The 26,623-nt window shown below is 39.6% G+C and carries 24 protein-coding genes, 1 pseudogene and 1 riboswitch; of the genes and pseudogenes, 12 read left to right on the top strand and 13 right to left on the bottom strand.

The window, feature by feature from the left end:
- The 5 genes from A2003_RS13555 to trpA all read right to left on the bottom strand — a co-directional run.
- The coding region (locus A2003_RS13555; protein WP_502685966.1) for a DUF6929 family protein at positions 1 to 308 on the bottom strand (308 nt) is incomplete at its 3' end.
- Positions 309 to 383: 75 nt separating this feature from the next.
- Positions 384 to 1,418 carry an SPOR domain-containing protein gene (locus tag A2003_RS13550; protein WP_125272103.1) on the bottom strand — a complete coding sequence of 345 codons (1,035 nt, stop codon included), beginning with the start codon at positions 1,416 to 1,418 and terminating at the stop codon, positions 384 to 386.
- Entirely contained in the window at positions 1,409 to 2,695 is a 1,287-nt protein-coding gene (gene folC, locus A2003_RS13545) for a bifunctional tetrahydrofolate synthase/dihydrofolate synthase (protein ID WP_286687490.1), read from the bottom strand. Before folC ends, A2003_RS13550 begins: the two co-directional genes overlap by 10 nt.
- The gene (gene accD, locus A2003_RS13540; protein ID WP_004908863.1) at positions 2,692 to 3,588 is read right to left on the bottom strand and encodes an acetyl-CoA carboxylase, carboxyltransferase subunit beta; all 897 of its coding nucleotides are present in this window, start codon (positions 3,586 to 3,588) and stop codon (positions 2,692 to 2,694) included. The genes folC and accD overlap by 4 nt, the downstream gene beginning before the upstream one ends.
- Positions 3,585 to 4,388 carry a tryptophan synthase subunit alpha gene (trpA, locus tag A2003_RS13535; RefSeq protein WP_286687489.1) on the bottom strand — a complete coding sequence of 268 codons (804 nt, stop codon included), beginning with the start codon at positions 4,386 to 4,388 and terminating at the stop codon, positions 3,585 to 3,587. The genes accD and trpA overlap by 4 nt, the downstream gene beginning before the upstream one ends.
- Positions 4,389 to 4,663: 275 nt before the next feature.
- On the opposite strand from trpA, the gene A2003_RS13530 reads away from it, so the two are divergent.
- Positions 4,664 to 5,995 carry a Na+/H+ antiporter NhaC family protein gene (locus A2003_RS13530; protein ID WP_004908865.1) on the top strand — a complete coding sequence of 444 codons (1,332 nt, stop codon included), beginning with the start codon at positions 4,664 to 4,666 and terminating at the stop codon, positions 5,993 to 5,995.
- A gap of 35 nt (positions 5,996 to 6,030) precedes the next feature.
- Here the strand turns inward: A2003_RS13530 and A2003_RS13525 are convergent, their stop codons facing one another.
- Positions 6,031 to 7,053: an AraC family transcriptional regulator gene (locus A2003_RS13525; RefSeq protein ID WP_039047034.1), complete on the bottom strand. Its 1,023-nt coding sequence runs from the start codon at positions 7,051 to 7,053 to the stop codon at positions 6,031 to 6,033.
- Between the two features lie 116 nt (positions 7,054 to 7,169).
- Between A2003_RS13525 and A2003_RS13520 the strand changes: the two genes are divergently transcribed.
- Complete coding sequence (locus A2003_RS13520; protein WP_075696782.1) at positions 7,170 to 8,045, top strand: metal-dependent hydrolase; 876 nt, start codon at positions 7,170 to 7,172, stop codon at positions 8,043 to 8,045.
- Positions 8,046 to 8,084: 39 nt separating this feature from the next.
- Here A2003_RS13520 and A2003_RS13515 read toward each other — a convergent pair whose 3' ends face one another.
- Positions 8,085 to 9,080 (bottom strand): DUF2804 domain-containing protein, encoded by a 996-nt coding sequence (locus tag A2003_RS13515; RefSeq protein WP_039047035.1) that lies wholly within the window; start codon positions 9,078 to 9,080, stop codon positions 8,085 to 8,087.
- A 214-nt stretch (positions 9,081 to 9,294) separates the two neighbouring features.
- Between A2003_RS13515 and A2003_RS13510 the strand changes: the two genes are divergently transcribed.
- On the top strand, positions 9,295 to 11,076 hold the full coding sequence (locus tag A2003_RS13510; RefSeq protein WP_075696783.1) for a bifunctional metallophosphatase/5'-nucleotidase: 1,782 nt from the start codon (positions 9,295 to 9,297) through the stop codon (positions 11,074 to 11,076).
- Between the two features lie 48 nt (positions 11,077 to 11,124).
- Here A2003_RS13510 and A2003_RS13505 read toward each other — a convergent pair whose 3' ends face one another.
- Genes A2003_RS13505 through A2003_RS13495 form a run of 3 tightly spaced genes read right to left on the bottom strand, consistent with a single transcriptional unit; the run spans position 11,125 to position 13,516 of the window.
- Entirely contained in the window at positions 11,125 to 11,637 is a 513-nt protein-coding gene (locus A2003_RS13505; protein WP_004683100.1) for a DUF1543 domain-containing protein, read from the bottom strand.
- 9 nt (positions 11,638 to 11,646) lie between these two features.
- A complete protein-coding gene (trpB, locus tag A2003_RS13500) occupies positions 11,647 to 12,876 on the bottom strand; it encodes a tryptophan synthase subunit beta (protein WP_004908869.1) in 1,230 nt (409 codons plus the stop codon).
- On the bottom strand, positions 12,860 to 13,516 hold the full coding sequence (locus tag A2003_RS13495; RefSeq protein ID WP_039047065.1) for a phosphoribosylanthranilate isomerase: 657 nt from the start codon (positions 13,514 to 13,516) through the stop codon (positions 12,860 to 12,862). Before A2003_RS13495 ends, trpB begins: the two co-directional genes overlap by 17 nt.
- A gap of 118 nt (positions 13,517 to 13,634) precedes the next feature.
- A riboswitch (cobalamin riboswitch) is annotated at positions 13,635 to 13,847 on the top strand.
- A gap of 37 nt (positions 13,848 to 13,884) precedes the next feature.
- On the opposite strand from A2003_RS13495, the gene A2003_RS13490 reads away from it, so the two are divergent.
- The 3 genes from A2003_RS13490 (at position 13,885) to A2003_RS13480 (ending at position 17,164) form a co-directional block, all read left to right on the top strand.
- Complete coding sequence (locus A2003_RS13490; protein ID WP_125318589.1) at positions 13,885 to 15,741, top strand: TonB-dependent receptor plug domain-containing protein; 1,857 nt, start codon at positions 13,885 to 13,887, stop codon at positions 15,739 to 15,741.
- A 94-nt stretch (positions 15,742 to 15,835) separates the two neighbouring features.
- The gene (locus A2003_RS13485) at positions 15,836 to 16,423 is read left to right on the top strand and encodes a cob(I)yrinic acid a,c-diamide adenosyltransferase (RefSeq protein WP_286687488.1); all 588 of its coding nucleotides are present in this window, start codon (positions 15,836 to 15,838) and stop codon (positions 16,421 to 16,423) included.
- A gap of 21 nt (positions 16,424 to 16,444) precedes the next feature.
- Positions 16,445 to 17,164, top strand: a complete 720-nt coding sequence (locus tag A2003_RS13480) for a glycerophosphodiester phosphodiesterase (protein WP_286687487.1) — start codon at positions 16,445 to 16,447, stop codon at positions 17,162 to 17,164.
- Positions 17,165 to 17,186: 22 nt separating this feature from the next.
- Here the strand turns inward: A2003_RS13480 and A2003_RS13475 are convergent, their stop codons facing one another.
- Positions 17,187 to 17,714: an META domain-containing protein gene (locus A2003_RS13475; RefSeq protein WP_234856899.1), complete on the bottom strand. Its 528-nt coding sequence runs from the start codon at positions 17,712 to 17,714 to the stop codon at positions 17,187 to 17,189.
- 211 nt (positions 17,715 to 17,925) lie between these two features.
- Here A2003_RS13475 and A2003_RS13470 point away from each other — a divergent pair, with 211 nt between their 5' ends.
- From A2003_RS13470 to A2003_RS13455, 4 genes are all read left to right on the top strand, one after another.
- Positions 17,926 to 19,095, top strand: coding sequence for an acyl-CoA desaturase (locus A2003_RS13470; protein WP_286687486.1), 1,170 nt, complete (start codon positions 17,926 to 17,928; stop codon positions 19,093 to 19,095).
- 121 nt (positions 19,096 to 19,216) lie between these two features.
- Positions 19,217 to 20,659, top strand: a complete 1,443-nt coding sequence (locus A2003_RS13465) for a protein adenylyltransferase SelO (RefSeq protein WP_286687485.1) — start codon at positions 19,217 to 19,219, stop codon at positions 20,657 to 20,659.
- 10 nt (positions 20,660 to 20,669) lie between these two features.
- The gene (locus A2003_RS13460; RefSeq protein ID WP_286687484.1) at positions 20,670 to 21,251 is read left to right on the top strand and encodes a L,D-transpeptidase family protein; all 582 of its coding nucleotides are present in this window, start codon (positions 20,670 to 20,672) and stop codon (positions 21,249 to 21,251) included.
- Between the two features lie 597 nt (positions 21,252 to 21,848).
- The gene (locus A2003_RS13455; RefSeq protein WP_286687483.1) at positions 21,849 to 22,925 is read left to right on the top strand and encodes a hypothetical protein; all 1,077 of its coding nucleotides are present in this window, start codon (positions 21,849 to 21,851) and stop codon (positions 22,923 to 22,925) included.
- 44 nt (positions 22,926 to 22,969) lie between these two features.
- On the opposite strand, the gene A2003_RS13450 is transcribed toward A2003_RS13455, so the two are convergent.
- Both A2003_RS13450 and baeS read right to left on the bottom strand, forming a co-directional pair.
- Positions 22,970 to 23,653 carry a response regulator gene (locus A2003_RS13450; protein WP_004908887.1) on the bottom strand — a complete coding sequence of 228 codons (684 nt, stop codon included), beginning with the start codon at positions 23,651 to 23,653 and terminating at the stop codon, positions 22,970 to 22,972.
- 47 nt (positions 23,654 to 23,700) lie between these two features.
- On the bottom strand, positions 23,701 to 25,368 hold the full coding sequence (baeS, locus tag A2003_RS13445) for a sensor histidine kinase efflux regulator BaeS (RefSeq protein ID WP_112987482.1): 1,668 nt from the start codon (positions 25,366 to 25,368) through the stop codon (positions 23,701 to 23,703).
- Between the two features lie 130 nt (positions 25,369 to 25,498).
- On the opposite strand from baeS, the gene A2003_RS13440 reads away from it, so the two are divergent.
- Both A2003_RS13440 and A2003_RS13435 read left to right on the top strand, forming a co-directional pair.
- Complete coding sequence (locus A2003_RS13440; RefSeq protein WP_112987481.1) at positions 25,499 to 25,876, top strand: heavy-metal resistance; 378 nt, start codon at positions 25,499 to 25,501, stop codon at positions 25,874 to 25,876.
- Between the two features lie 481 nt (positions 25,877 to 26,357).
- A pseudogene (locus tag A2003_RS13435) lies at positions 26,358 to 26,623 on the top strand (acyl-CoA dehydrogenase N-terminal domain-containing protein); the annotation flags it as partial.

Genomic DNA, 26,623 nt, shown 5'->3' with positions numbered 1-26,623 from the left:
CCTGAGCCCATAACCAATAAATGAAGTTGTTCATTAAAAATGATACAACTTAATGCTTCAAAATCAGGCTTTTCTGCTTTGCTTAATACGGTGAGAGCTTCTTGCTCAGATGATTCCAATAAAGGAACTTTTTCAAAAGTTGTTGTTGCAGTAATTTTATTTTTTAGGCTAGTTTTTAATAAGTAACGAACATCATCCCCAACGAAATATAAGTAGTCGCCTAAGTAAGCAACGCCAGACAATGCTCCAATTGCTGAGTCTGGCGAAAAACTAAATTTTTCAAGTATCTTTAAATCAGTTTGTTCCATTACTTCATCTCATATTCGATGAAAAACGCACAATCAGCTCAACTTCAAGGATACTTAGCTTACTTAAACAACTATTTATCTTTGATCTAGAGGAACCCAGTCAATTACCCAAGCTGATTTCATATTCAGACTTTCATCAGAAGAAATCTTTTTCCGAGTTGCATCAGCAACATCACGATCTTTGGCAGGTCCAACCATAATACGAATACCTTTCGAGGTAGAACTGGTTGTGACTTTATAGCCTTTAGCACGTAGCTTGGATACGACAGCATCTGCATTTGCTTGGTTTGCAGCCAATGCCACTTGAACCATCCACTTCTTATCACCATTTTCCATAAGATCGCGTGCTTTTTCAGCCTCAGCTTTCTTTTTGGCGTCTTCTTCAGCTTTACGTTTTTTATCATCAGCCGCTTTTTTGTCAGCTTCAGCTTTTCGCTTGTCTTCTGCTGCCTTTTTCTCAGCTTCAGCTTTGCGTTTTTCTTCAGCAGCCTTTTTATCTGCTTCAGCCTTACGTTTATCTTCTGCTGCTTTTTTCTCAGCTTCAGCTTTACGTTTTTCTTCCGCTAGCTTCTTTTCAGCGTCTGACTTAAGTTGATCTTGCTTTTGTTGTTCAGCTTTCTTTTTTTCATCTAACTTTCGCTTTTCCTCAGCTAGACGCTGAGCTTTTGCTTTGTCATCTTCTGCAAGTTCAGGGGGAATATTATCTGAACTTTCTTGCTCTGAACTACGGCGTGCATTTAAAGCTGCATATTCTTCAGCAGCTTTACGCGCGGCAGCAGCTTCAGCTTCTTGTTGCATTTTCAAGAACTCAGCGGCTCTGGCTTCTTGCTCTGCAACAGCTTTTTCACGAGCGAGGCGCTGCTCTTCAAGTAATCGCTTTTCAGTTTCAACATCCACAGCAAGTGGTTGGAGTGAAACCATTTCACCATCTTGTAAAGGTTGTGCTGTATTTGAGTTTGATTGAGTTTTGGGAATCGGATGAGAGATTGTTGCTTGTGCTTTGTCTTGCTCTATTTCTTCATTGCCCTTGAGAAGTAAGGCTGCCAATAAAACACCTCCTCCAAGTAGAACAACGCCGCCCATCCAACGTTGTTTGTTATTCATTGACATTCTTCTAAATACTCCCAGACCGCTTCTAAAGTATGAAACGAACCACAGACTAAAATCAGTTGATTGTTATTACATTGTTTCAACACGATTTCAAACGCTTGCTGGATACTGCTAAATTCGTGCACCTGTTGACCTGCCAATGCTTCATTTAATTGTTGCATTGGTGCAGCTCGAGGCACATCTAAAGTAGCAATAAACCAATTTTTTACTGTTGTTTTTAGTAAATCAGTTACAGATGCAATATCTTTATCTGCCAACATTGAGAATACAGCCACAACTTCTGTGTACTGTTTATTGTATTTTAAGAATTTTCGCAACTGGTTCAACAAAAATTCGACACCATGAGGGTTATGCCCTGCATCGAAAATAACGGTTTTGTTTTGAATTTGACGAATTTCAAATCGTCCTTGCAATGAAGCATGCTGAATACCTTGAGCAATTGTGGATTTAGAAATAGGCAAACCACTTACTAAGATTGCAGCAACGGCAGTTGAAATATTTTCAATTGCCAAATGTCCTGTCGGCAACTTTATTGTTGTTCCTGAAGAAGCAAAACACCATGACAGACCGTCATCATTTAATTGATAAAAATAATCTCGGTTTAATGCGTATAGATTAGCGTTAGATTCAAGCGCTTTATCTTGTATCGCTTGCGGTAAAGGTTGATTACCACCAAAAATCACGGGAATATTCGGACGAATAATTCCAGCTTTTTCAAAAGCGATTTTTTCAATTGTATCGCCCAACCAATCCACATGATCCAAACCAATATTGGTAATCACGGCAATATCAGGATCGATCACATTGACCACATCTAAGCGACCACCGAGTCCTACTTCGACAACCCATACATCACATTGCTTTTGTTTAAAAATCAAAAAAGCAGCCAGAGTGGTTGCTTCAAAGAAAGATAAACTTAATCCACACTCACGACGTGCTTGATCTACGAGTACGAAAGCATCGATAAGGCTTTGATCATTAACCTCTTGCCCAGCTAACCTTACCCGCTCATTAAAACGGTAAATATGTGGCGATTGATAAAGCCCCACGTTATAGCCTTGCGCATTTAAAATCGCAGCAAGCGTCGTTGTAGTTGAGCCTTTGCCATTGGTCCCTGCAACCGTAAAAACTTTTGCATTGGGTTTCATTACTCCAAGCTTTTCAGCAACTGGAATAACGCGTTCCAATCCTAAATCAATGCCCGTAACGTGAACATGGCTCCAATAATCGAGCCATGTTGTTAATGTATCATCAGAATGTGGTGTTTGCTGTGTCAAGGTAAGTTCATCAATTTAGCAACAAGTCTATATACAGTATCACGTAATGCATGACGATGAACAATTTGATCGACCACACCATGATCAAGCAAATATTCAGCACGTTGGAATGGTTCTTCTAACTTTTCACGAACTGTTTGCTCAATTACGCGCTTACCTGCAAATCCAATCATCGCTTTAGGCTCAGCAATATGTACATCACCTAACATTGCGAGAGAAGCGGTAACACCACCATAGACAGGATGTGTCAACACAACCAGATACGGAAGACGTGCATCTTTCATTCGCTGAATCGCGGCTGAAGTACGTGCCATTTGCATCAAAGACAACATACCCTCTTGCATACGAGCACCACCCGATGCAGCAAAACAGATTAAAGGTTGACGTAATTCAATTGCTCGTTCAGCCGCTTGGACAAAACGATCACCTACGACTGTCCCCATTGAGCCACCCATGAAGTCAAACTCAAAAGCACAAGCGATTAGGTCTAAACCTTTGAGTGAACCTTGCATCACAACCAAAGCTTCTGTTTCACCTGTTTTATCTTGAGCTTCGCGCATACGCTCAGGATAAGGTTTACTGTCCACAAATTTTAATGGGTCTTTAGCCGCAAACTCTTGTCCCAACTCTGCATTAACTTGATCAAAAAACCAGTTTAAGCGATCACGGGCACGCATACGCAAGTGTTCGTCACACTGAGGACAAACATAAGCATTGAAAGACATTGCTGTACGTGTCACCAATGCATGACACTCTGGGCATTCAATCGTAGGCTCAGTAAAAGTTGCTTTGAATGTCTGCTGCTCAGTAGCAACTTGAATACCAGGGACTTGACGCTCAATCCAAGGCGTTGAAGGGCTAAGAACCTTCCCTGTTGTTAACTCTTGACTCATACTAACTCATCGAGCGCAGCTCGAAGCTCCTTCACTTTATTTACCGTCTCTTGCACAGCATCATCTGCTGGCAATGTCGCAAAAGATTTAACGAAAGCACTACCGACGATCACGGCATCAGCAACTTGACCCATTGCTTTTGCAGATGCAGCATCGCTAATACCAAATCCAACACCAACAGGTACGTTGGTCATGGTTTTGATTTTCGCAATACGAGCTGCAGCTTCTGAGGTATCTAATGTTGCTGCACCTGTCACACCTTTTAATGACACATAGTAAACAAAACCGCTCGCATGATTCACCACATGCTGAATACGCTTATCAGTTGATGTTGGTGCTAATAAGAAAATTTGATCCATCTCATTTTGTTTTAAGACTTCACCAAATTGCTTAGACTCCTCAGGTGGAAGATCCACAAGAAGTACACCATCAACACCACAATCTTTTGCATATGCAACAAATTTTTCATAACCAATCACTTCAACAGGATTCAAATATCCCATTAAAACAACAGGTGTGGTTTGATCTTTTTCACGAAAGGCTTTGACCATATCCAACGCATCTAGTGTATTGGTTCCACCTGCCAATGCACGCTCAGCAGCTAGTGCAATGACTGGACCATCGGCCATCGGATCTGAGAATGGTAAACCTAACTCAATAACGTCGACGCCAGCTTCAACCATTTGGTGAAGTAATGGAACAGTTACCTGTGGATGCGGGTCACCTGCCATAACATAAGAAACAAGCGCTTTACATTGCTGAGATTTAAGCTGTTCAAAACGAGTGGCAAGACGTGACATAGGATTATGCTTTCCTTGATTTATATAAATTGAGGAGTTGTTTGTAGACATACAAAAACACTGCATTGTAACGCTATTTTTTGCTCATTGAACAGGTTTTGACGTGATTGCAACGTGAATATTGCTACTTACAACAGCCCTGACACATTTATCTATATTTTGGCTGAATTCTCAATGATCAAAGATTCCTAATTTTCAAGAAAACCACCTGCATTTTAGAAATCACCAAAGCTCCTTTATACTAGGCGCAATTTTTAAATATTCTTTTATTTTTTATGTCTGCCTACTCTCAGGAAAAAGTGCAAAGCAATGCGCTTGCTTTGTTACCTTTATTGGTATTTTTGATCATCTTTCTCGGGAGTGGTCTCTATCATTCAATGATTGGGACAGAATTTGCCTTTTATCAAGTAAAAGCGCCAGTCGCAGCAATCCCTGCCATCATTTTAGCTTTACTGCTATACAAACAGAAACTCAACACAGCCATCGAAGAGTTTCTTCAAGGCGCGAGTCATCCGAACCTTATTTTAATGTTCATGGTATTCATGTTGGCTGGTGCTTTTGCAAGTGTATCAAGTGCCATTGGAAGCGTTGATGCCACAGTTCAATTAGGTTTGTCATTGATTTCAGCTGAATTCGTATTACCCATGCTGTTTATCATTTCAGCCTTTATTGCTACTGCTATGGGTACTTCTATGGGTACAATTGCTGCTTGTGCACCGATTGCTTTTGGTTTTACTCAAGCGACTGACATTTTACCAATTTATGCGATTGGTGCTGTCGTTGGTGGTGCAATGTTTGGTGACAATCTGTCCATGATCTCTGATACAACGATTGCTGCCACAAGAAGTCAAAATGTCGAACTTCGAGATAAATTTAGAGTCAACGTTTGGATTGCTTTGCCTGCTGCCATCATGACCTTGATTGCTTATGTGCTACTCAGCCAACAAGCTGAATCAATTCAATCAAAAACTTATGATTTATGGTTAATTTTGCCTTATCTAGCAGTCTTTTTTCTAGCATTCAGCCGATTACATGTACTTGCAGTTTTAATGATTGGAGTGGTGCTATCTGGAATCATCGGTCTGATTGAAAAGCCTGAATTTGATTTATTGAAATTAAATTCTTCTATTTATGATGGCTTCGTGGGAATGTTTGAAGTTGCACTACTATCAATGTTACTTGGCGGTCTGTCTGCTTTGATGCAAAAAGAAGGTGGTTTACAGTGGTTAATCGAAAAAATTTATCGTATCACCGGTCTATTTAAATTTGGTCGTCAGCGTGCTGGGGAATTAGGCATTAGTTTTCTTGTGGTCTTCTCCAATTTGTTTGTTGCGAATAATACAGTTGCGATCATTTTATCAGGCGATATGGCTCGTGAAGTGGCTAAAGAATATGGTGTTGATCCGAAACGTAGTGCAGCACTGTTAGATATTTTTTCTTGCGTGATTCAAGGCATTATTCCCTACGGTGCTCAATTGCTTTTGGCTTGCTCAATTGCAAAGCTCTCGCCAGTCGAGTTAATTGGACATATTTACTATTGTTGGATTCTTGCCGTATTTGCGATTTTAGCGATCTTGTTTAATTATCCACGATTAAAAACATCTTAAACATTTGCAAAGTCTCTTTAGTTTTGATTTTAAAATTAAAGAGACTTTAAAAACTGTTTCGGTGTCACACCAGTCCACCGTTTAAAAGCACGTCCAAATGCACTTTGATCTGCATAATTTAGCCGTTCAGCAATTTCAGAAAGGGATTTTCCTTGCTGCAAATACAACTTACTTTGTTCTAAACGATATTGATCTAAAATATCCTGAAAGTTAAGTTGATAAGCTTTTAGTTGACGTTGCAAAGTTCGCTCAGAACAATGCAAACGTTTAGCAACATAACTTTGCAAGACCTCTTCTTGTTGAGCCAATCCCTGCTCGATATAAGTTTGTATTTTCTGTCTAAATTGTTGTTGCTGTAACTCAGAAGAAGTCACACTATTTAAAGATTGTTGTGCCTGTGTGGATAGCACATGATTAAGCTGTTGATCTCCTGCAATACTTTTCGCTTTTAAAATTTGATTTGAAAATCGAATGGCATATTGCCCTGCTTGTACATGAATAGGACATCCATAAAACTTTTCATAATGATACAACGCCGTATGAGGAAGATAACCAAACTGTATTTTTTGAGGTGGAACAAGGGCATCTTGTACGATGGATTGCGCAATTTTAAAGATCAATGCCAAATTCAGTTCATACATCTCACGATAGTCACTATACGATGCTCCCCAAACAATTTGGATGTACTCGGCAAACTGTTGCACGCTCAATTGTTCTAGATTTGTTTGCTTAAAGACCAAAGAATAATATCGTTGTAAGAGTTGCAATGCTTGTTGTAAGTCTAAACTGGTCGAAGCCAAATATCCCATTAGCCCTAAATCTTGCAAGTTAGCATGTTCAGCCAAAACAAGTGTAATGGGCCGCGAAAAATAACTTTGTGCTGCTTGTAGAAGTACAACATATCGTTCTACATCAAAATCTTGCTTATCAGGATGTTCTAAACAATTTTGAAATGTTAACCATAATTCTTGTTCCACAACTTTAGACAAATCGACTTGCTCTTGTTGAAGAACACGATTAAACAATCGCAAATATCCAATTATAATTTTAACTGACATATGCCAATCTCATCCTGATATGTCGTTATTTGTATAAAACTTGGCTGTAACTGTCAAAACATTTCATCGGACTTTTTCCATACTGAGTGCATGAAAAAGAAAAAGGAAGAGCAAAGATGAATGCACATGTTTCCTATCAAGTTGATCCAATTGTAAGAACAAAACTAGATTTCCACCTAAATGAAGCACCACGCTTCTGGTTTGGTGGTGATCCATTCCGTACTCGTATGTTCGATGCATTGAGTCTGACATTCCCAGATGGGGAGCGCTATTTCATCGAGTCTGTTCGATTGTTTCGTGACAAAATCACAGATCCTGACTTGCAAGCACGTGTGGCTGACTTTATTCGTCAAGAAGCACAACACGGTATTGCCCATGACAAAATGAATCAGGTCATGAAAGAGCAAGGTATGCCTGTTGATCAGTTCACTGATCGTTTGAAGAAAATTTTTAAATTTGAACTCAAATATCGTTCGCCACAGTACAACATTGCGATGACTGCTGCTGCGGAACATTTGACGGCGCTCATGGCAGATACTTTCTACAGTAAAAAAGAAACTCTTGCGGATGCTGATCCCTTTGTTCGAGCGCTATTTGCTTGGCATGCGATCGAGGAAATGGAGCACCGTGATGTTGCCTTTGATGTCATGAAAGAAGTGGGCGATGTATCTGAATTTACCCGACGCTCAGCATTAGTACTCACTACAGTTCTGATGTTTGGTTTTACGATGTATCGTACCGATGTCATGCTGAAAAAAGATGGTTTTAATTTAAAACAACGCCTAGATTTAGCACGTAAAGGTTTACCTTGGTTCTTTGGTCGAAAAGGTATTTTGACTTCTAAACGTGAACAATACAGCGATTGGTTCAAAAAAGACTTTCATCCCAATCAGCATCCGATTATTCGTCAATATGATGTTTGGATCGATACCTTAGCAAAAACTAATGATCCGATTGCTGCGGGCGAAGCCTTTTGGCAGGCTGGATTATAAACCATAAAAAACCTCCCTTTACGGGAGGTTTTTTTGAACTTACCACTTCGCATAATGCTGCTCTAATAAACCATATTGTTCATTTAGAACAACAGGTTCAACCGCTTCCAAATCAATCGTCCCTGTTACTTTCGCTTGCCATTGATTGAACTGACTGCCAATCAAACGCAAATTAATATTTTCAAAACGACACCACCCTGTTTCAACAAGTAGGTTGAGACGTTGATCTAAAGAACGAATTGACCATGTTGTTTCGTTTTGCTGTTCAAATAAAACATCATTGAGCGGATAGAGACGACCATTGACCCACAAAGCATTTTCATTGCCAAAACTTTCGTTCACACCTGACGCTAGATTTAAACCGATCCGTCGCTCTTGTTGATCTCTAAATTGACACGACAACCAAAACCAAGCAGTTTCTGGGCGAAGAAAACCACAAGTATCATCTAAAGCTGCTAGGCTTTGTTCATTAAAGTCGATGCGTTGCTGATCAGGACTAATAAAAAAACCTTCAACAGCTAAGGTGGTTTGCTTCTGTGTATACGTCCATCCATTAATACCTGTCGGTGAACACATACTCAAAGCATCAGTTCCTGCACAAAAAATCCGTGCTTTCAACTGTGTTTCGCCATATTTTGTCACTTGAATATAACGCACACCATTCGCATGTTGCATATCAAATTGGTAGGCAGACTTTTTAAAAAAACTTTGACTAAACAAAGGCTGTTCGTCTAGTTGTGTTTTTAAAGCCAAAGGCTGTATCGCATTCCACTCAATGACTTTTTGCGCAAGATGATCATACACATAATAAAAAGCATGCCCTGCCCATGACAAATCAACAATCGCAATCCCGATGCTAAAATGCTCATGTTGTAATCCACAGAATTTAAACTTCTTATATTTAAGCTGTTTTCGCCAACCTTTTAATACCTGACCATAAGGGGTTTTATAAATATAGTCATCTAAATTAATACGTGATGGAACGTGTTCGAAACGCCCATAACGAGGTTGACCATTTGTTTGTATCAAATCCATTGTCGATTTCCATGATTGCGTCATTGCATCTATTGCCGTCATAAAGTCCAAGCTCTATGATTTCTCAAGCATTATCTCGAACCATCAAAATTACTCAAATAAGTTCAGACTAATACAAGTGAGCAGCGAGGTGTATTTTAGCTTAATATTTCATCAAATATTCATACTCAAGTTTTATTTTAAAAAACAATCTTATACCACTCGATCAAAAAACATGACTCTACATCCATTATTAAAAGTCAACGCGTTGGGATTCATAGTATTAGCACTGACAGCATGTAACGACAACGATGATCAAAATAGTTCTGCAACCCAACCAGAACGACAAAATCAAAGTATTAATATTTTAGCTTTCAATGATTTTCACGGTAATTTGGAACCACCGAAACGTTTTATTGAGGCTGAAGACCCCACTGACACGAATAAATCGGTACGAATTCCTGTAGGTGGTGTCAGTTATTTCGCAGATGCAATCAATAAACTCCGTGCTCAATATCCTAACAATGCCGTAGTATCTGCGGGTGATTTAATTAGTGCCTCACCACTTACCTCATCCCTATTCTTGGATGAACCGACCATTGAAACCATGAATGAAATCAAAATTGATTTTAACGCGGTTGGTAATCATGAATTTGATCGTGGAACTGATGAATTACGTCGTTTGCAAAATGGTGGTTGTCAGCAATATACCACCACTAAACCTTGCCAAATTAACAAAGATTTCGCTGGTGCAAAATTTAACTTTTTAGCAGCAAATGTCTCTTTGAAAGCTGATCCCAAAAGAACACTATTTCCTGCATATAAAATTAAGCGCTATGGCAATATCCCTGTTGCATTTATTGGTTTGACCTTAGAAGCAACACCAACAATTGTCTCAGCGGCAGGTATCAAAGATGTTGATTTTCATGATGAAGCCGAGACTGTCAATTCACTTATACCTGAGTTAAAAAAGCAAGGGGTTGAAGCAATTGTCGTAGTGGTACATGAGGGTGTAGCGCCAAGTACTAAATTTAATGCGAAAACCTGCGCAGGATTAAGTGGACCTTTGACTGGAATATTAGATCGTTTAGATACTGCGGTTGATGTCGTGGTTTCAGGACACACCCACCAGTCTTATATCTGTGACTATTCAACCTTAAACCCACAAAAACCATTTCTATTGACCTCAGCAGGACAATACGGCACAGCAATTACCAACATTAAACTTGAGCTCGATGGTAAAACTGGGGATGTCATCAAGAAAGATGCTCAACAAGTACCAATTCAAAGCGAAGCATATACGTCTGGAACGACTACGGTTAACTTGACTAACTTATATGAGAAATTTAACAAGACACCAAGTATCGAAGCGATTCTGGATAAATATCGCCAAGCTGTAACTACAATTTCTGCACGTATCGTAGGCACTGCGACCACAGTCATTAATCGAAATGCAGCTGAAAGTGGTGAAACCGCTTTAGGTAATTTAATTGCAGATGCCCAACAGGCAGCAGCTTTAACTGCAAGCAATCAAGGCTCTGATTTCACATTAATGAATCCAGGTGGGGTCCGTGCTGACCTTCAAACCAACAGTAATAATCAAATCACTTTTGGAGATGTATTTGCAGTACAACCTTTTGGTAATTCGATTGTCACTTTAAGTCTGACAGGCCAACAAATCCGTGAACTTTTAGAACAACAATGGTCTGGGGCAAATGCTGATCGACCGCGCATATTACAGCCGTCTAAAGAGCTGAGTTATGCTTATAAAAAAGATGCAACTGCTGTCCCACGTGCGACTCAAATTATGATTTCTGGGCAGGCTTTAATGGATAGCAAATCTTATCGAGTCACCGTAAATAGTTTTATTGCAGATGGTGGCGATAACTTTACTGTACTCACAAAAGGAACCAATCGTGTAGGTGGTGGACAAGACGTTGATGCATTAGAAAAATACATCAACCAAAATTCACCTGTTCAAGCACCTGAAACCAACCGTATTAAAGTTATTCAGTAGTTCACATAAAAAATGGGGAAGCTTTCGCCTCCCCATTTTTTATGATATTTAATCAATTGGAAGATAAGTATTTTGCCAAGTTATCGGCTTAAACAGACCTTTCACTAAATGCACATAACGCCCTGCAACATGATCGATTGGGATACAATCATCCACCTCAATAACACGGTCAGTATGTGGTTTACCCCACTCTGGTGGAATCAACTGCTTCGCAATCTGTTTAGCATGAGTAGTATTTGTAGCAACCACCAAGTGATAACGATGTAACTCGCCAAATTGATTTGCTGAATATCCGCCGAGATTGATCAAATATAACTTTTGCTCGTCTACTGCTGGGGCAGCAAGCGCGAAGTGAATTTGATAATCTACACCTTGCGTCTGAACTCCAGAAAACTGAGCCCAAGCGTCAATATGTAAACCCTTCAACTCACCAAACCAAGCTTGCTTCAGTTGAGGAATGATCTCCTGCACATCATCACCGATTGCCATAACCACATCATGGACTTCGGTAATGGCTTTAGCATGTCGACCACCCAACATGACCATAAACAAACTTGGCATGAGGTTGACTTACATTTCAACCATTTCGACGCCATCAATACGGGCTACCGTCATTAAATCTTTATCACCACGACCTGAAACAGTCGCAATGATGATTTGATCTTTTGACATTGTTGGTGCCAGTTTAGTGACATACGCCATCGCATGTGAACTTTCTAAAGCAGGAATAATCCCTTCAATTTTGGTGAGATCACGGAAACCTTGTAGAGCTTCATCATCCTTAATCGGAACATATTCAACGCGTTTCATATCTTTCAAGAAACTGTGTTCTGGTCCAACACCAGGATAATCCAAACCGGCGGAAATACTGTGTGTTTCAATGATCTGACCTTGTGCATCAGACATGAGGTAAGTACGGTTACCATGCAATACACCAACATGACCTGCATTCAACGGAGCAGAATGTTTACCTGTTTCAATACCGTAACCAGCAGCTTCAACGCCATACATTTTGACATCTTGATCATTCAAGAATGGATAGAACAAGCCCATAGCATTTGAACCACCACCGACACAAGCAACTAATGCGTCAGGAAGACGCCCCGCTTGCTCAAGGATTTGGCGACGCGCTTCACGTCCAATAATCGACTGAAAATCACGTACAAGTTGTGGATATGGGTGTGGCCCTGCAACTGTACCAATTACGTAATATGTCGTATCGACATTAGTTACCCAATCACGCATCGCTTCATTTAATGCATCTTTTAAGGTTTTTGATCCGCTTTGCACTGGTACAACTTTTGCCCCAAGCAAACGCATACGATATACATTCATCGCTTGACGCTTTACGTCTTCAGCACCCATGTACACCACGCACTCCATACCCAAGCGAGCAGCGATTGTTGCGGTTGCTACACCATGTTGACCAGCACCTGTTTCAGCAATAATTCGTTTTTTGCCCGAAAGTTTTGCCAATAATGCCTGACCAATCGTATTATTTACTTTGTGAGAGCCAGTATGGTTTAGGTCTTCACGTTTTAAGTAAATTTGCGCACCGCCGAGGTGCTGAGACCATCGCTCAGCATGATAAAGAGGACTAGGACGACCAACATAGTACGCAAGATCACGATCAAACTCAGCCAAAAACGTTTCATCATTTTTCATACGATTATAAAGATTTTCTAAATCTTCAAGCGCAGCCATCAGCGTTTCTGACACAAAACGTCCACCATGAATACCGAAATGCCCTTGAGCATCTGGAAACTGGGTGTAGTCAATCACATTATTTTGCTGATCCACGTTGGACTCCTTGCATAAATTTTTCAATGAGTTGTTGGTCTTTTATACCTTTTGCGGACTCTACGCCTCCGCTCACATCTACAGCAAAAGCAGCCGTAGTGTGTATAGCTTCACTCACATTTTCAGGGGTTAGACCGCCTGCCAAAATCAGTGGGATATCAAGTTGAGGAAATTGATTCCAATCGAAACAATGCCCCGTCCCACCTTTTAACTGAGGATGCCATGCATCTAAAAGTACTGCACTGGCTCCCGCAGCTTCATAACGTTGAATTTCAGTCACAACATCTAAATCAGGCTTAACTTGAATCGCTTTGTACCAACGGCGCTTACATTGCGCAGCAATTTGTTGGCATTGCTCAGGGGTTTCATCGCCATGTAGTTGTAATACATCTAAAGGAACTGAATCAAGCACCGTTTGGATTTCTTGTGCACTTGCATTGACAAATAAACCCACCAATTGCACATAGGGAGGAACGAGATTCGCAAGTTCCTGTGCATTTTTAATAGTGACATGCCTTGGACTCGGAGGGAAAAAAACCAAACCAATTGCATCTGCGCCAGCACTTACTGCGGCTTGAATATCTTGTGCACGTGTGATGCCACAAATCTTGGCGCGAGTTCGGCTTTGAATTTGGCGCATAATAAGTCCAATTTTAGCATTAAAATTTGATTGCACCGCATTGTAATCCAATTTAACCAGCTTGGGGCAAAGTTCAGTCTGAAATGCGATTGTTTAAAAAACGTGAACACTTTATACTGCGCTCAATCTCGCAACAAGTCTAAAGCAAAATCTTTTGCTTATAGGGAAGTTGGTGCAAATCCAACACTGCCCTCGCAACGGTAACACCGAATTATTAATCTCAGCTCTAAGCCAAATCACTGCATCTGAATGATGTGGGAAGATGATTAATAGCATCACGATTGTGATGATATAGTGAAGTCCGGAGACCTGCTTGTTGTTTACTTCCACATTAACATTCACGATGGGTGAATGTATGGAGCGACATCATGTCTACACATTTAAAACCGGCACATTTGGCTGGGGCTATCGCTATTGCGATGGGGTTAAGTTCAGCTGCTTTTGCTCAAACCGTATCAACTAATAAAACTGCATCACTCGGTACGATCGTTGTCACAGCAACACGTACAGAACAAAAAATTAGTGATGTCCCTGCCCGTATCAACATCATAGAACCGAAGATTCTTGAGCAATCTCCAATTGCATCATTACCGCAATTGTTACAAACAGATGCCTCAATCAATATGGTCCAAAGCGGTGGTTACGGACAAGCAGCCTCAATCTTTCTACGAGGCACTAATTCAAATCACACACTATTATTAAGAGATGGTGTTCGCCTTAACTCAAATACATCTGGCGCCGCTTCTCTTCCATTTATTGATACCACTGACATCAAACAAATTGAAGTATTAAAAGGTCCAGCATCTGTTCTATACGGTGCGGATGCTATTGGCGGTGTAGTACAACTCATCTCAAAAACACCTGAAAAAACTTCAGCTTTTGTAACAGGTGAGATCGGTGAAAATAAAACTTATAAATCTGTAATTGGTGCAGACCTAGCAGAAAATGGTTTTTATGCACAACTGCGTGGTCAACGTTTAGAAACTGATGGTACGCCTGTCACTGATGCTAAAAACGCAAAGAAAGCGAGTTTTGATCAAAAAGGCTATAGTGCAAAAATTGGTGTAGAACAAGAAAACTATGCTGCTTCTGTTGATTATAGTGAAAATGAAGGCTACAGCGACTACGACAATTACGGCAATTTAGTTTCTCAAGACTTTAAAAATGAAGCGATTAACCTAAAAGCACGTGCCAATATTCTAGAGAACTTAGCTGTACATGCACGACTATCACAGTATAAAGACGACCTAAATCAAAATAATTCTCCTGACTACGTATATAGCACGACTCAAGAGGCAGAACTCTATACCAAATGGCAATTCACACCTGCACAAAACATTTTATTGGGTTCAACCTATAAAGACATTAAAGGTGATGTGTACTCTAAAAATCTTTGGGGTGGAGAAGACGTAAAATACAAAGAGTCTGTCGATACTGTTGGTTATTTTATTCAGCATCAATATCAACAAGATGGCATAGAAACTCAAGTTGGTGTTCGTGTTGAGGATAACGATAAGTTTGGTACACATACTGTAGGTCAAGGTGCGATCAGATACCAAGTATTACCACTAACAAGTGTTTATGCGAATATTGGCTCTGCATTCCGCGCGCCAACTACAAATGATCTGTATGCGATGTCTTGGGGCGCCAATCCTGACCTAAAACCAGAAGAAAGTTTTTCTTATGAAATTGGTGTAGACCAAAAGCTAAACTATGGTATTGATTTGGGGTTATCGGTTTACCGTAACAAAGTGGATAATTTAATTAGCTTCCAAGCAGGCAAACTGATTAATGTTAACAAAGCAACGTTTACAGGTGGCGAAGCATCATTTAAGTGGCAACATGATGAGTTGTTTTTAAATACAACATATGCCTATGTTCAAGCCAAAGATGATGAAACAAATAAAGAGTTAAATCGTCGTCCGAAACAAAGCTTAACTTTAACCACTGGTTGGGATGATGGAATCTACGGTATTTCAGCATCTATCGTTGCGAAATCTAAATCTAAAGATTTTGCCGACTGGCCTTCAACCACCCCAACCACAACACCAGGTTACGTAACTACTAATGTCAATGCATATTGGCAACCAACGCCAATGATCAAAATCTTCACTAATCTCGAAAACATCGGTGATGTGAACTACAAAACCGCTTATAACGGTGGTGGTGTTTACTACGTTAATGGTGGTCGTCTAGCTTCAGTGGGCGTTACGTTCCGTTATTAATCGCGCAATAATATCCTAAAAATATTTTATTAACTCCATTTTCGGGGTAATGTTTTGACCGACATTATCCCCTTTTTATTGGTAGGACAGTTTGATGGGACATCGTTTAAGTAAGATCTACACTCGCACTGGCGACTCAGGTACAACAGGGCTTGGAGATGGTTCACGTGTGGCTAAAGATGATTTGCGTATTACAGCCTTGGGTGATGTTGACGAACTGAATGCAACGATTGGTGTACTTCGTGCTCAGATCACAGCTAGCCAAATAGAAAGCAAAACCCAGTGGGACAAAAGCTTAAGTCTTATTCAACACTGGCTATTCGATTTAGGTGGTGAGGTTTGTATTCCAAACTATCATTTACTCCAACCGATTTGTATTGAATTCCTTGAAAATGAAATTGATCAAATGAACGAATCGCTGCCGATGCTCAAAGAGTTTATTTTACCCTCAGGTAGCCTGGCATGTAGCTATGCACATCAGGCACGTGCTGTATGTCGTCGTGCTGAACGTGCATTAATGTCAGTACACAGTCGTGATCAAAATATTCAAGCAACGGCTTTACAGCTATTGAATCGTCTATCAGACTGGTTATTTGTTGCTTCCCGTGCTTTGCAACGTGCAGAAGGCGGTAGCGAAGTACTCTGGCAAAAGAACATTAATGACAGCATTGAACAAGCATAATTATTTCTAAGGTGAGTCGAAATGCAAATCATTGGTCATCGTGGTGCACGAGGCGAAGCCCCTGAAAATACACTAGGTGGATTTCGCTATCTACATGGACTGGGGATACGTGCAGTCGAGTTTGACGTACGTCAACTCAAAGATGGGCAACTGGTAGTTATTCATGATGATGATTTTGTGCGTACCACAGGTCGAGCACAACATGTTGAAAGCTGCGATTTATCTGAAGCTCAACAATTTGATCATCGCCATCAATGGCAGCATTGGATATTTGAAGAATACACCCCGAGTTTGCCGCATGTATTAGAATGCCTAACAGATTTTGACCACATCGAAGTGGAAATCAAAGCAGTCGCAGATGAAGCTGCTGCCGAACGCCTGATCGAGCAATTACATCAAGATTTAAAAGGTTTTGAGACTTCAGCAACGATCACTAGTTTTGATGTCAAAATTTTAGCTGCCTTACAACACACTCGTAGTCACTATAAACGCGGTTTATTGGTTGAAATTCCAATTGGTGAATATGCCATTGAACTTGCTCAACAATATGAATGTCAGCAAATAGGTTGGAAAGACCAGCTTGCCACTGATGAGATCATCAAGCTCACCCAACATGCGAATTTAAAAATCAGTGTTTGGACTGTGAATGACATTGATCGAGCAAAACATCTTCAACAACTCGGTATAGAGGGGTTGATTACAGATGTCCCTCAACTCATGCTGCAACACCTCAAACTGTAAAAAAAGACGACTTAAGTCGTCTTTATCTTTGGCGTTGGGCTTGAATTAGGCGCTGACCTTTTTCATCTAACAAATATAAATTCGTCCCATCAAACTGAAACTTTTTCACACGCTGCATGGAGTCCATTAAATCAGCTTCTTGGGCCAAAGCCTTGTCACAACTATTGTGTCCAGCCATCACGTCAAAATCTAATGTGCGTTGCGCAAAGTTATACGTATAACGACCATATAGGTTATTACACCCTGTATGACCAGAGACTAGATTTGTTGCAGAATTAAGAGCAAAACTTGGATATTGATTAAAGAATAATGCCCTTTTGTTATGAATGTGAGTAATTTGCCACGTTACATCTTGCACACCATCTGTACTCTTGCGAACTTGTAGCGTTGGAAGTTGATTCACACGTTTTGGCTGCAAGGTTTTAGACTGGGTCGTTTGTGGTTGGCTTTGACAAGCCGAAATCACAAGAGCTGTCGATATGATTAAACTTTTGTTAAAAAATGCCTTCAAATAAGAAATGATATTTTTCACGGTAATTTGCTCAGACATTGATTTAGTTCACCTTTTAATTCATTGACCATATTCACAAATGAATTCTGTTACTGTTCTTTCGATACAACTGTACAATAATACTAGTGCTTATGAATCTGGGCATGCTAATATCAGTGATAAAATAGCAATATATCGTCATGATTGGTTTTGCTATCTCGTTTAGTTTTATTATCTTGTGCAAACAAGATTATTAGGAGCGCTGACGGATATGAATTCCGCCCCACTCAAGAAAGCACCCATTAATTGGATTGCAATTTTTGCATTGGTATTTTTACCAATCATTGCGCTAATTACGGTTCCAATCTATAGCTACCATCATGACTTCAGTATGGGCGCATGGATTAGCATGTTCTTTTTACTGGCTGTAAGCAGTTTAGGTATTACCGCTGGCTACCACCGTTTATGGGCACATCGTGCTTATGAAGCAGCTTTACCTCTTAAAATCTTACTGATGATTGCTGGTACTTTTGCGGTTCAAAACAGTATTTTGTTTTGGGCTTCAGGTCATCGTACTCATCACCGCCATGTTGATGATGTTGATCAAGATCCTTATTCGATCAATAACGGTTTTTGGTATGCACACATGGGTTGGATGTTGCGTAACTACCCTGCGGCTGAACCAAACTATAAAAATGCACCTGACTTGTTAAATGACAAGCTCGTCATGTTCCAACATAAATATTATGTTCCATTAGTGATCGCAGTGCATGCAGGTCTTCTATTACCAATCGGTTGGCTTGTTGGCGATGTTTGGGGCGTATTACTACTTGGTGGTTTAATTCGTTTATTCATTAGCCATCACGTTACCTTCTTCATCAACTCTCTTTGTCACATGTGGGGCAAACGTCCATATACTGACGAAAACACAGCACGTGACAATTTCATTTTAGCCATTCTCACTTGGGGTGAGGGTTACCATAATTATCACCATATTTTCCAATACGATTACCGTAATGGCGTAAAATGGTGGCAATATGATCCTACTAAATGGTTAATTTGGACAAGCTCTAAACTTGGTTTAGCCAAAAACTTACGCCGCATTCCTAGCTTCAACATCCAAAAAGCTGAACTTGCGATGAAGTTTAAGTATGCTGAACAAGACCTTGCGATTTATGGTCACGATGTCAATACAGATATTGCTCAGATGAAACAACGTATTGCTCAAGAATATGAAGCATTTACCAATACCTTAAATGATTGGGCTAAGTTGAAAGAGCAAGAACTTCAAACTAAAAAAGCAGCTATGGCTGAAAAGATTCATCAAATGGATCATAAGCTTAAAGTTGATTTCCAACTGCTTGAGCATCGTCTTGCTCATCACCGCGAATGCTTAGAAACTTTAGTGCGAAATATCAAAAAAGCACCTGTTTCAGAGTAATCAATTTACTCAATCAAAATGGTCTCTCGATGAGGCCATTTTTTATGCCTATAACCAATTCGCCTATTCAAACCTATATTTGATATAGTGATTACTCAGCCCATCTCTTGACCTTATTTTTATGCAATTTAATCCCCGTTACAATTCACTGAATCCTAAGCTCTATCACCAGCAACAACCAAGTCCTTTACGTGGTGCAAAAGCAGGTCACTTTAATGAGGCTCTGGCAGATGAATTACTTTGGAATGCAGATGATAAATCTAACTGGGTTAAAATTTGCAGCGGTCAAAAAACCTTCAGCGACTTTCCACCTTTAGCCATGGTTTATGCGGGTCACCAGTTTGGTCAATGGGCAGGACAATTGGGTGATGGTCGAGGATTATTGATTGGACAAATACTCAATAAGCATGGCGAAACTATCGATTTACACTTAAAAGGTGCTGGGTCTACTCCCTACTCGCGTATGGGTGATGGTCGTGCCGTTCTTCGCTCGGTAATTCGAGAGTATCTTGCGGGTCATGCACTCAATGCACTTGGTGTAGCTTCAAGTCATGCGGTAGGTTTCACTACCTCTACGCAAGGCGTACAACGTGAAACTTTAGAGCTTGGTGCGATGTTATTACGCACTTCGGATTGTCATATTCGTCTCGGTCATTTTGAATGGATCAATCAATACGCACCTGAATTATTAACCGAGTTCACTGAAAAATGTATCGAATGGCATTATCCAGAATGCCTACAATCAGAGAATCCAATACTCACATTTGCTCAAAGCGTGATTGAGCGTACTGCAATCATGATCGCGAAATGGCAATTGGTGGGCTTTGCTCATGGTGTGATGAATACTGATAATCTCAATATCACAGGTTCAACTTTAGATTTCGGTCCATATGGGTTTATGGAACGTTTCCGTCCGAATTGGATCAATAACCACTCAGATTATCAGGGGCGTTATACCTATCAGAATCAACCAAGCATTGGACACTGGAATCTGTGGACGTGGTTAAATAATCTGATTCCACTAGCCAAAACCGAACAAAAAGAACAGTTCAAACTGGATTTGGCAAAATGTTTAGAACAGTTTGAGCCCGTTTTTTTAGAGCATTATGGTCAAGGCTTGTGCCAAAAAATGGGACTGCCACATTTCCATAAAGACAGCTTGGATTGCAGTTTTGCATTCTTACGAATATTACAAACAGAACAACTGGACTATACGCAAAGTTTTATTCGCCTTCAGGATAAGCAATATAAAGCTCTTCGTGATGATTGTTTAGATATCCGTCAGTTTGATAGCTTTCTCCAACAGTATCAAACAATTCGAGAACATCAGGATACGGATGAATTAGATGCTGTAATGAAACAAGTGAATCCTCAATACATTTTGCGTAATCACATGGCTCAAAAAGCCATTGAACAAGCGGAACGTGGAGACTTTAGTGAAGTTGATCGTTTATTCAAGTTGCTAAATCAACCCTACACACGAAAATCAGACTTAGAAACCGAACAAGATACTGCCCCACTTCCGAGTGATGTACCTGAAATATCAGTAAGTTGTTCATCATAGAAGATATTGTATGAAGTTAGGGCTGGCTATTGGATTTGCATTACTGGTTATTTTGTTAGGATTAGCTTTTTATAAATATGAAAAGTTTATTCCTAACTTAGCTCCTATTCACCCACCCCTTTCAGCTAAAGAAATAGAAGAGATTAATAAAACTAAGCCTGTAACGACAATAGAAGTTTTTAAACAACAACGGCAACTGAAACTCAAACACCATGATCAAATCATTCGAAGTTATCCGATTCGCTTAGGCTTCAATCCGATTGGGCATAAACAATTTGAAGGTGATGGTAAAACACCAGAAGGCACTTATACAATTGACTGGCGCAATCCTCAAAGTGCTTATTATAAATCTTTGCATATCTCCTATCCAAATCCGAATGATCTCGCTTATGCAAAGCAACGGCAAAAGTCAGCGGGCGGTGATGTGATGATTCATCGCACAGTCTCTACTCCTGCAACAGCATTCCCTGCGAGTTCCACTTATATGCCTCGTAAAGACTGGACTTTAGGATGTATTGCCGTGACAAATGCTGATATGGATGAAATTTGGCAACTTGTTAAAAATGGCACGCAAATAATTATTCATCCATAATTGAATCAAGCCCATTGAAGTTGTGTTAGAGATAAATATTGTGATTAAACTGGACAAGGCTTAGTCACAGCATAAGTTCATCATCTAGATTTATATCCCCTAGCACTTAAAAAATCAGCATAAGCTTTTGTAAATTAATAAAATACGCTTAATACTAGACCGTTCATTGATTATCTAAGTACTTTATCAGTAGATTATTTCTGCAAAATCATTATCAAACTATCCACATTTTCTGTGGATAATACTGTGGTTATCCACAGGATAAAATTAAAGGCTCATTTTTCTTATTAGATTTATCTCTTTGTGAAAGAATTCTACACATCCAAACGCCCTAACAAAGTTATGTAAACAATAAGCTCACAATGAAATTCGTTGTTAGTCTTTTAAGTCTTAGACCTAAGATAGTAAAATTTGTATAAAATTCAAACAACACAATATAATCTCCTCCCAAGATTTGGTGATTTTAAATTTTGGATCAGCACTCAGCTTTTGTGACTAGAATTCATGGTGAATTTAGCATATACATTTAGATTGAAATGAAACATAGCGAATTGGGTTTAAAACAATAAACTACACATGATTAGGATTAGTTTTCAGATGCCTTTCAACACACTTACCAAAATACTATTTGCTTTTGCACTTTCCAGTTCGTGTCTGCTGCATGCCGCCCCTTCATTTGACGAAGATACACAAATCATTTCAAGATCACCTCTTGGCGTTTGGATGCTAAAACAAGACTTAAACCAGCCTAAACTCAACTGTGCTATTCGATTTATTTCTACTAAAGATACTGAAAACAGTTTTTCTATTTTTGGTGCTACAAAAAAAACTTCACATGCAACGATCCTATTTCAAGGTAAAAGCATTCCTACCACGCATACAGCAGAAGAGATGCGAGTCGAACTCCGACAGCAAGATTTAGCTGCGACACCCCTAAAAGCTCAACTTTTGCCAAGTTCAAGTACAGGTATGCTTGCAGTTAACACAGGAGATATTCAGCAAACGCTTAAATCTATGCGTGATCAAGAAAAAAACCTACAATTAAAATTGAACAATGCCACGATTTACACACTTGACTATGATGGTTTAGCTCAAGCACGAACAGCGATGCAGGATTGTCTCTCGGGTAAAGCGGTCAAAATAAAATCACTGAAACAAGCAACAGCTGAAATTCGCCCTGTTGGTAATTCAACGATCGCAGGACAAGCATTTTACAAAGGTGCAATTCTTGCAAAAAAACAATATCCACCCAAAGGAACACAAGCCGTTGGTTTAATCTGGATGACAGATGAATTTAAAGCATGGTATGAAAAAGTTAAACGTGATCAAAAGCTACCAACTCATATCCCAGAATCTATTCTCAAACATTTCATGTCTACGCGTATCTTAGATGATCAAGGACGTTTTAAATTTACCAACTTACCTGCTGGTGAATACATTCTCATTGCAAATTTTTCTTATGAAAAAAATGTTAGCCATACTGAAGTTGTTGGGCGAACTGATGTTTATGTGGGGAATCAATATGTCGGCTCAAACGACCAAATTGCTCGCTGGAATTATATTGTGAAAGAAGGGACTTCTTTTGAGAAACCTGTGACCATCCCCAAAGATGGCGATACGATTAATGTAAGTTTAGATAAGTCACAAATCATGTGTTTCTTGGTGTGTTTCTAAAAAAGAAAAGCTAGCCTTATGATCTACATAAGGCTAGCATAAAATTATTCAGGGTATTCAAAACGATAACCAACCCCATAAACGGCTTGTATCCACTCATGACGATTACCTGTATCAGCAGCTTCTGTGATTTTGCGACGAAGGTTTTTGATATGACTATCAATTACTCTATCCGCGACATCAAAACTGTCAGGATTAATGTGATCTAAAAGCTGCGCACGTGAATAGACTTGTCCTAAATGCTCTAAAAACAATTCTAATAAACGGAACTCTGTTGGCGTTAGCGTCAGCGCTTTTTGTTGATACCAAATTCGTTGCTGAGCTTTATCAATACGGAATAAATCATTCTGTTCAGGCTCAGCTTTTCGCTCTAAGCGACGTAACACGGCTTGCACTCGCGCAACTAACTCTTTCGGACTAAATGGCTTACAAATATAGTCATCAGCCCCCATATTCAGCCCCAACACACGATCGATTTCTTCAGTACGTGCAGTAACCATAATAATTGGTAAATCTGATTGCTCACGGACTTTACGACAAATCGTTAATCCATCCATACGTGGCACCATCAAATCTAAAATCATCAGGCTTGGTTTGCGTTGCTGAAATTGAGTATAAGCATCTTGACCATCATGAAACATGCTGACTTCAAAACCAGCAGCCTCTAAATAATCTCGAACCAACTGTGCTAGCTCTACTTCATCTTCAACCAACATAATATGTTTCATGGTCTACATCCTATACATCACATCCTCAGAAATAGAGGAATAAAAAGTTATTTGATTTGTTTTGGAAAAGTCAGAACACAACGCAAACCACCTAATGGTGAATGCTCAAATGTCAGTGAACCACCCAATGCTTGTGCCAATTTACAAGACAAAGCCAAGCCTAAACCCGTCCCTCCCGTACTCCGAGTACGAGAATCATCAACACGATAGAAACGCTCGCCTAAACGCGCTAACTGCTCATCATTCACACCAAATGGGCTGTCATCCACATACAATATCCACTGTTTAGCATTTTGTTGAGTATGAATCTGTATTTTCCCACCTTGTTCGGTATAGCGAACACTATTTCCTAACAAGTTAACAATGATTTGCTTAAATCGATCTCGGTCTAATGAAAGAATCGCTCCTTCGCCAGAAAGTGAAACTTCTAACTGATGCTGTTCAAAAGTTGATTTAAAGTTTTCAACTTCTTGCTGAATAATCTCCCAAGGATTTACATCAGCAAAATAACATTTAAGTTGTTGAGCATCAGCTTGAGCCAAATCAGCTAAATCTTGAGTTAATTTTTTTAAACTAGAGACTTGCAACATCATGGCATTTAAGTGCTCTGGTGTTGCCTTACGAATCCCATCCTGCATCGCTTCAATTTGTGCCTGTAATACAGCTAAAGGCGTTTTTAACTCATGCGAAGTATCAGCAACCCATTGACGACGTGACTCTTCATGTTGATGCAAAATATCAGCCAAATGATTCAACTGATTAGATAAATCACCTAATTCATCATTACGCTTAATCGCTACCTGATGTTGATAGTTACCCTTGGTCAATTCTGAGGTCGCTTTTAATAAGCGCTGGATTGGCTTTTTAAAATAAGTTGCCATCAACAATGCTGCAACCAAACTCGACAATACAGTCAGCACATAAACCAAGAATAAATAACGTTTCTGATTACTAAAGAAATTAATACTTGAGGCATCATCTTGATCAAGCACAGGCTTTAAACCTAAATAACCCACTACTTGTTGCCCGACCATAATCGGACGGTAAGAGATTTGATCTGTCGCGGGTTCACCAACAACAAATTGATGTTTTGCATCATAAAGAGACAAGCGAGAACTCAATCCCAATCGATCTGGAATCGAAACAAAACGTTTTTTTCCATTTTGAGTATCATCATTTTGCTTATTAGACTTTTGCTCAGAACTATCTTTTTTTAACTTAAATTGACTTGGACTTAATGGAAATTTTAAACCCTCAAATGGTTGATATTCCGACGGCAGATTTTGCTTGAGGATATTCAGCTCTTCGCTATTAAAAATTTGGCGATTTCTTATTTCCTGATTATTTTGCGATAAGCTTGGAGACATGCTTAATAAAGTGTGTTCATTAAAGTATCTTTGCTGCAAAGCAATGTCGTACTGACGACGCAACCACCACTGTGATAAACGATCATAGTCATCTGGTGCGGCAGTTCCTTCGATTTGTAAAATTTGCGCCTGAATCGCATTCCCCCAATCTTGATAAACGTTATATACATTCCCCAAATTGGCAATCAAACGATCTAACTTTTGCATTTCCACATCGGCAACATATCGAGCAAAGTTCTTTTGCATCGTCCAATGTAAAATCCCCAAACTAATCGTGGCGATCAACAACGTTGTTAACAAGACGGTTAGGAATAAGCGTAAAGCTATAGGAATACGACGAATACTCAAATATATAGTCTCAACATGGATCTATCTTTTGATTGTAACCAACATGTCAGAAAAAAACTCTCCATTGTTTCTTCATCATTATTGTCTAATCTTTAACTCATCAATGAGCAAGTAGTTTACTGGATAAAAAATGAAGAAGACTCAGATTGCAATTTTAAGCACAGTTCTCGGTTCAACACTAGCTTTAGCAGCTTGCCAATCCACTACGCCTGCTGAACAAAATATGAATAGAGATCATCATCGACATAATACAATGCAGCGCCAAAATCTTAGCCCTGAACAGCGTGCCGAGTGGCAAGCTAAGCGTGAGCAGCGTTTAGAACAACGTGAACAAATGCGTCAACATCATCAAGCTCAAAAAGCGAAGATCGAACAAGCATGTCAAGGAAAGCGCATTGGTGAACGCGTGAATATTCAATGGAATAATCGTGTCATCGAAGGTACTTGTGAAGTCCGTTTCAGCCCTGATCAATCACAATTTAAGCGTCAAATGCATCCAACTACTTAACCCTCTTCCTTACGGCGTTTCACAGCGCCTTTTTTTATCAATGCATACGAGACACTTATAAAATCATAACTAATAATTACTCAAGAGTACTGGTTACTTTCATTTTCTAAAAATTAATCTAAAAATAAAAATCTGATGAAAGTCTGCAAAGTTGCGCCATAATAAATCGTGAAAATATTGATTCCGATGATCTCACTTACATTATCATCATTAATTCAGATCAAAATAACCACTACACAGCTGCTTACGATTTTAAACAAGCAGTACAAGTAAAAATTAGAAAAAACACATACAATCTCAGTGCTTATACAGGCAAAATGACAATCTTTGACTTCGCAGTCACTAAGAAATGACCTGTAATAGCTTGTACCAAACTATAACTTGTTGCACGATTAGGGGTACAAAATGGTGCCATTAATTGGGCACATTTATCATTGACTAAGATTATAACTCTGGTTTGACCAGTATTGAGGAACCCGCTATGCCACAATACAAAGCACCCTTACGTGATATGCAGTTCGTATTGCACGAATTATTAAATGCTGAAGCACATTACGCAAAACTGCCTGCATTTCAGGGCACCGTAAGCCGTGAATTGGTTGATCAATATTTAGAAGCAGCGGCAGATTTCTGTGAGAATGAACTTTCTCCTATCAACCAATCAGGCGACCGTGAAGGTTGTACTTGGAATGACGGTGTTGTCACTACGCCTACTGGTTTCAAAGAAGCGTATCAAAAATATATCGA

The organism is Acinetobacter sp. GWC1_38_13, from assembly GCF_001767535.1.
Lineage (GTDB): Bacteria > Pseudomonadota > Gammaproteobacteria > Pseudomonadales > Moraxellaceae > Acinetobacter > Acinetobacter junii.
Note: the sequence above shows the minus strand (reverse complement) of the source record. Positions and strands in the feature narration are given on the sequence as shown.

Coding starts and splice junctions, on each gene's coding strand:
- A2003_RS13465 (WP_286687485.1), top strand. CDS start 19,217: ATGCAATTTAATCCCCGTTACAATTCACTGAATCCTAAGCTCTATCAC.
- A2003_RS13450 (WP_004908887.1), bottom strand. CDS start 23,653: ATGAAACATATTATGTTGGTTGAAGATGAAGTAGAGCTAGCACAGTTG.
- trpA (WP_286687489.1), bottom strand. CDS start 4,388: ATGTCACGTCTTGCCACTCGTTTTGAACAGCTTAAATCTCAGCAATGT.
- A2003_RS13485 (WP_286687488.1), top strand. CDS start 15,836: ATGGGACATCGTTTAAGTAAGATCTACACTCGCACTGGCGACTCAGGT.
- A2003_RS13520 (WP_075696782.1), top strand. CDS start 7,170: ATGAATGCACATGTTTCCTATCAAGTTGATCCAATTGTAAGAACAAAA.
- A2003_RS13510 (WP_075696783.1), top strand. CDS start 9,295: ATGACTCTACATCCATTATTAAAAGTCAACGCGTTGGGATTCATAGTA.
- A2003_RS13480 (WP_286687487.1), top strand. CDS start 16,445: ATGCAAATCATTGGTCATCGTGGTGCACGAGGCGAAGCCCCTGAAAAT.
- A2003_RS13505 (WP_004683100.1), bottom strand. CDS start 11,637: ATGCCAAGTTTGTTTATGGTCATGTTGGGTGGTCGACATGCTAAAGCC.
- A2003_RS13550 (WP_125272103.1), bottom strand. CDS start 1,418: ATGTCAATGAATAACAAACAACGTTGGATGGGCGGCGTTGTTCTACTT.
- A2003_RS13515 (WP_039047035.1), bottom strand. CDS start 9,080: ATGGATTTGATACAAACAAATGGTCAACCTCGTTATGGGCGTTTCGAA.
- A2003_RS13440 (WP_112987481.1), top strand. CDS start 25,499: ATGAAGAAGACTCAGATTGCAATTTTAAGCACAGTTCTCGGTTCAACA.
- A2003_RS13490 (WP_125318589.1), top strand. CDS start 13,885: ATGTCTACACATTTAAAACCGGCACATTTGGCTGGGGCTATCGCTATT.
- A2003_RS13495 (WP_039047065.1), bottom strand. CDS start 13,516: ATGCGCCAAATTCAAAGCCGAACTCGCGCCAAGATTTGTGGCATCACA.
- A2003_RS13455 (WP_286687483.1), top strand. CDS start 21,849: ATGCCTTTCAACACACTTACCAAAATACTATTTGCTTTTGCACTTTCC.
- A2003_RS13525 (WP_039047034.1), bottom strand. CDS start 7,053: ATGTCAGTTAAAATTATAATTGGATATTTGCGATTGTTTAATCGTGTT.
- A2003_RS13460 (WP_286687484.1), top strand. CDS start 20,670: ATGAAGTTAGGGCTGGCTATTGGATTTGCATTACTGGTTATTTTGTTA.
- A2003_RS13475 (WP_234856899.1), bottom strand. CDS start 17,714: ATGTCTGAGCAAATTACCGTGAAAAATATCATTTCTTATTTGAAGGCA.
- A2003_RS13530 (WP_004908865.1), top strand. CDS start 4,664: ATGTCTGCCTACTCTCAGGAAAAAGTGCAAAGCAATGCGCTTGCTTTG.
- A2003_RS13470 (WP_286687486.1), top strand. CDS start 17,926: ATGAATTCCGCCCCACTCAAGAAAGCACCCATTAATTGGATTGCAATT.
- accD (WP_004908863.1), bottom strand. CDS start 3,588: ATGAGTCAAGAGTTAACAACAGGGAAGGTTCTTAGCCCTTCAACGCCT.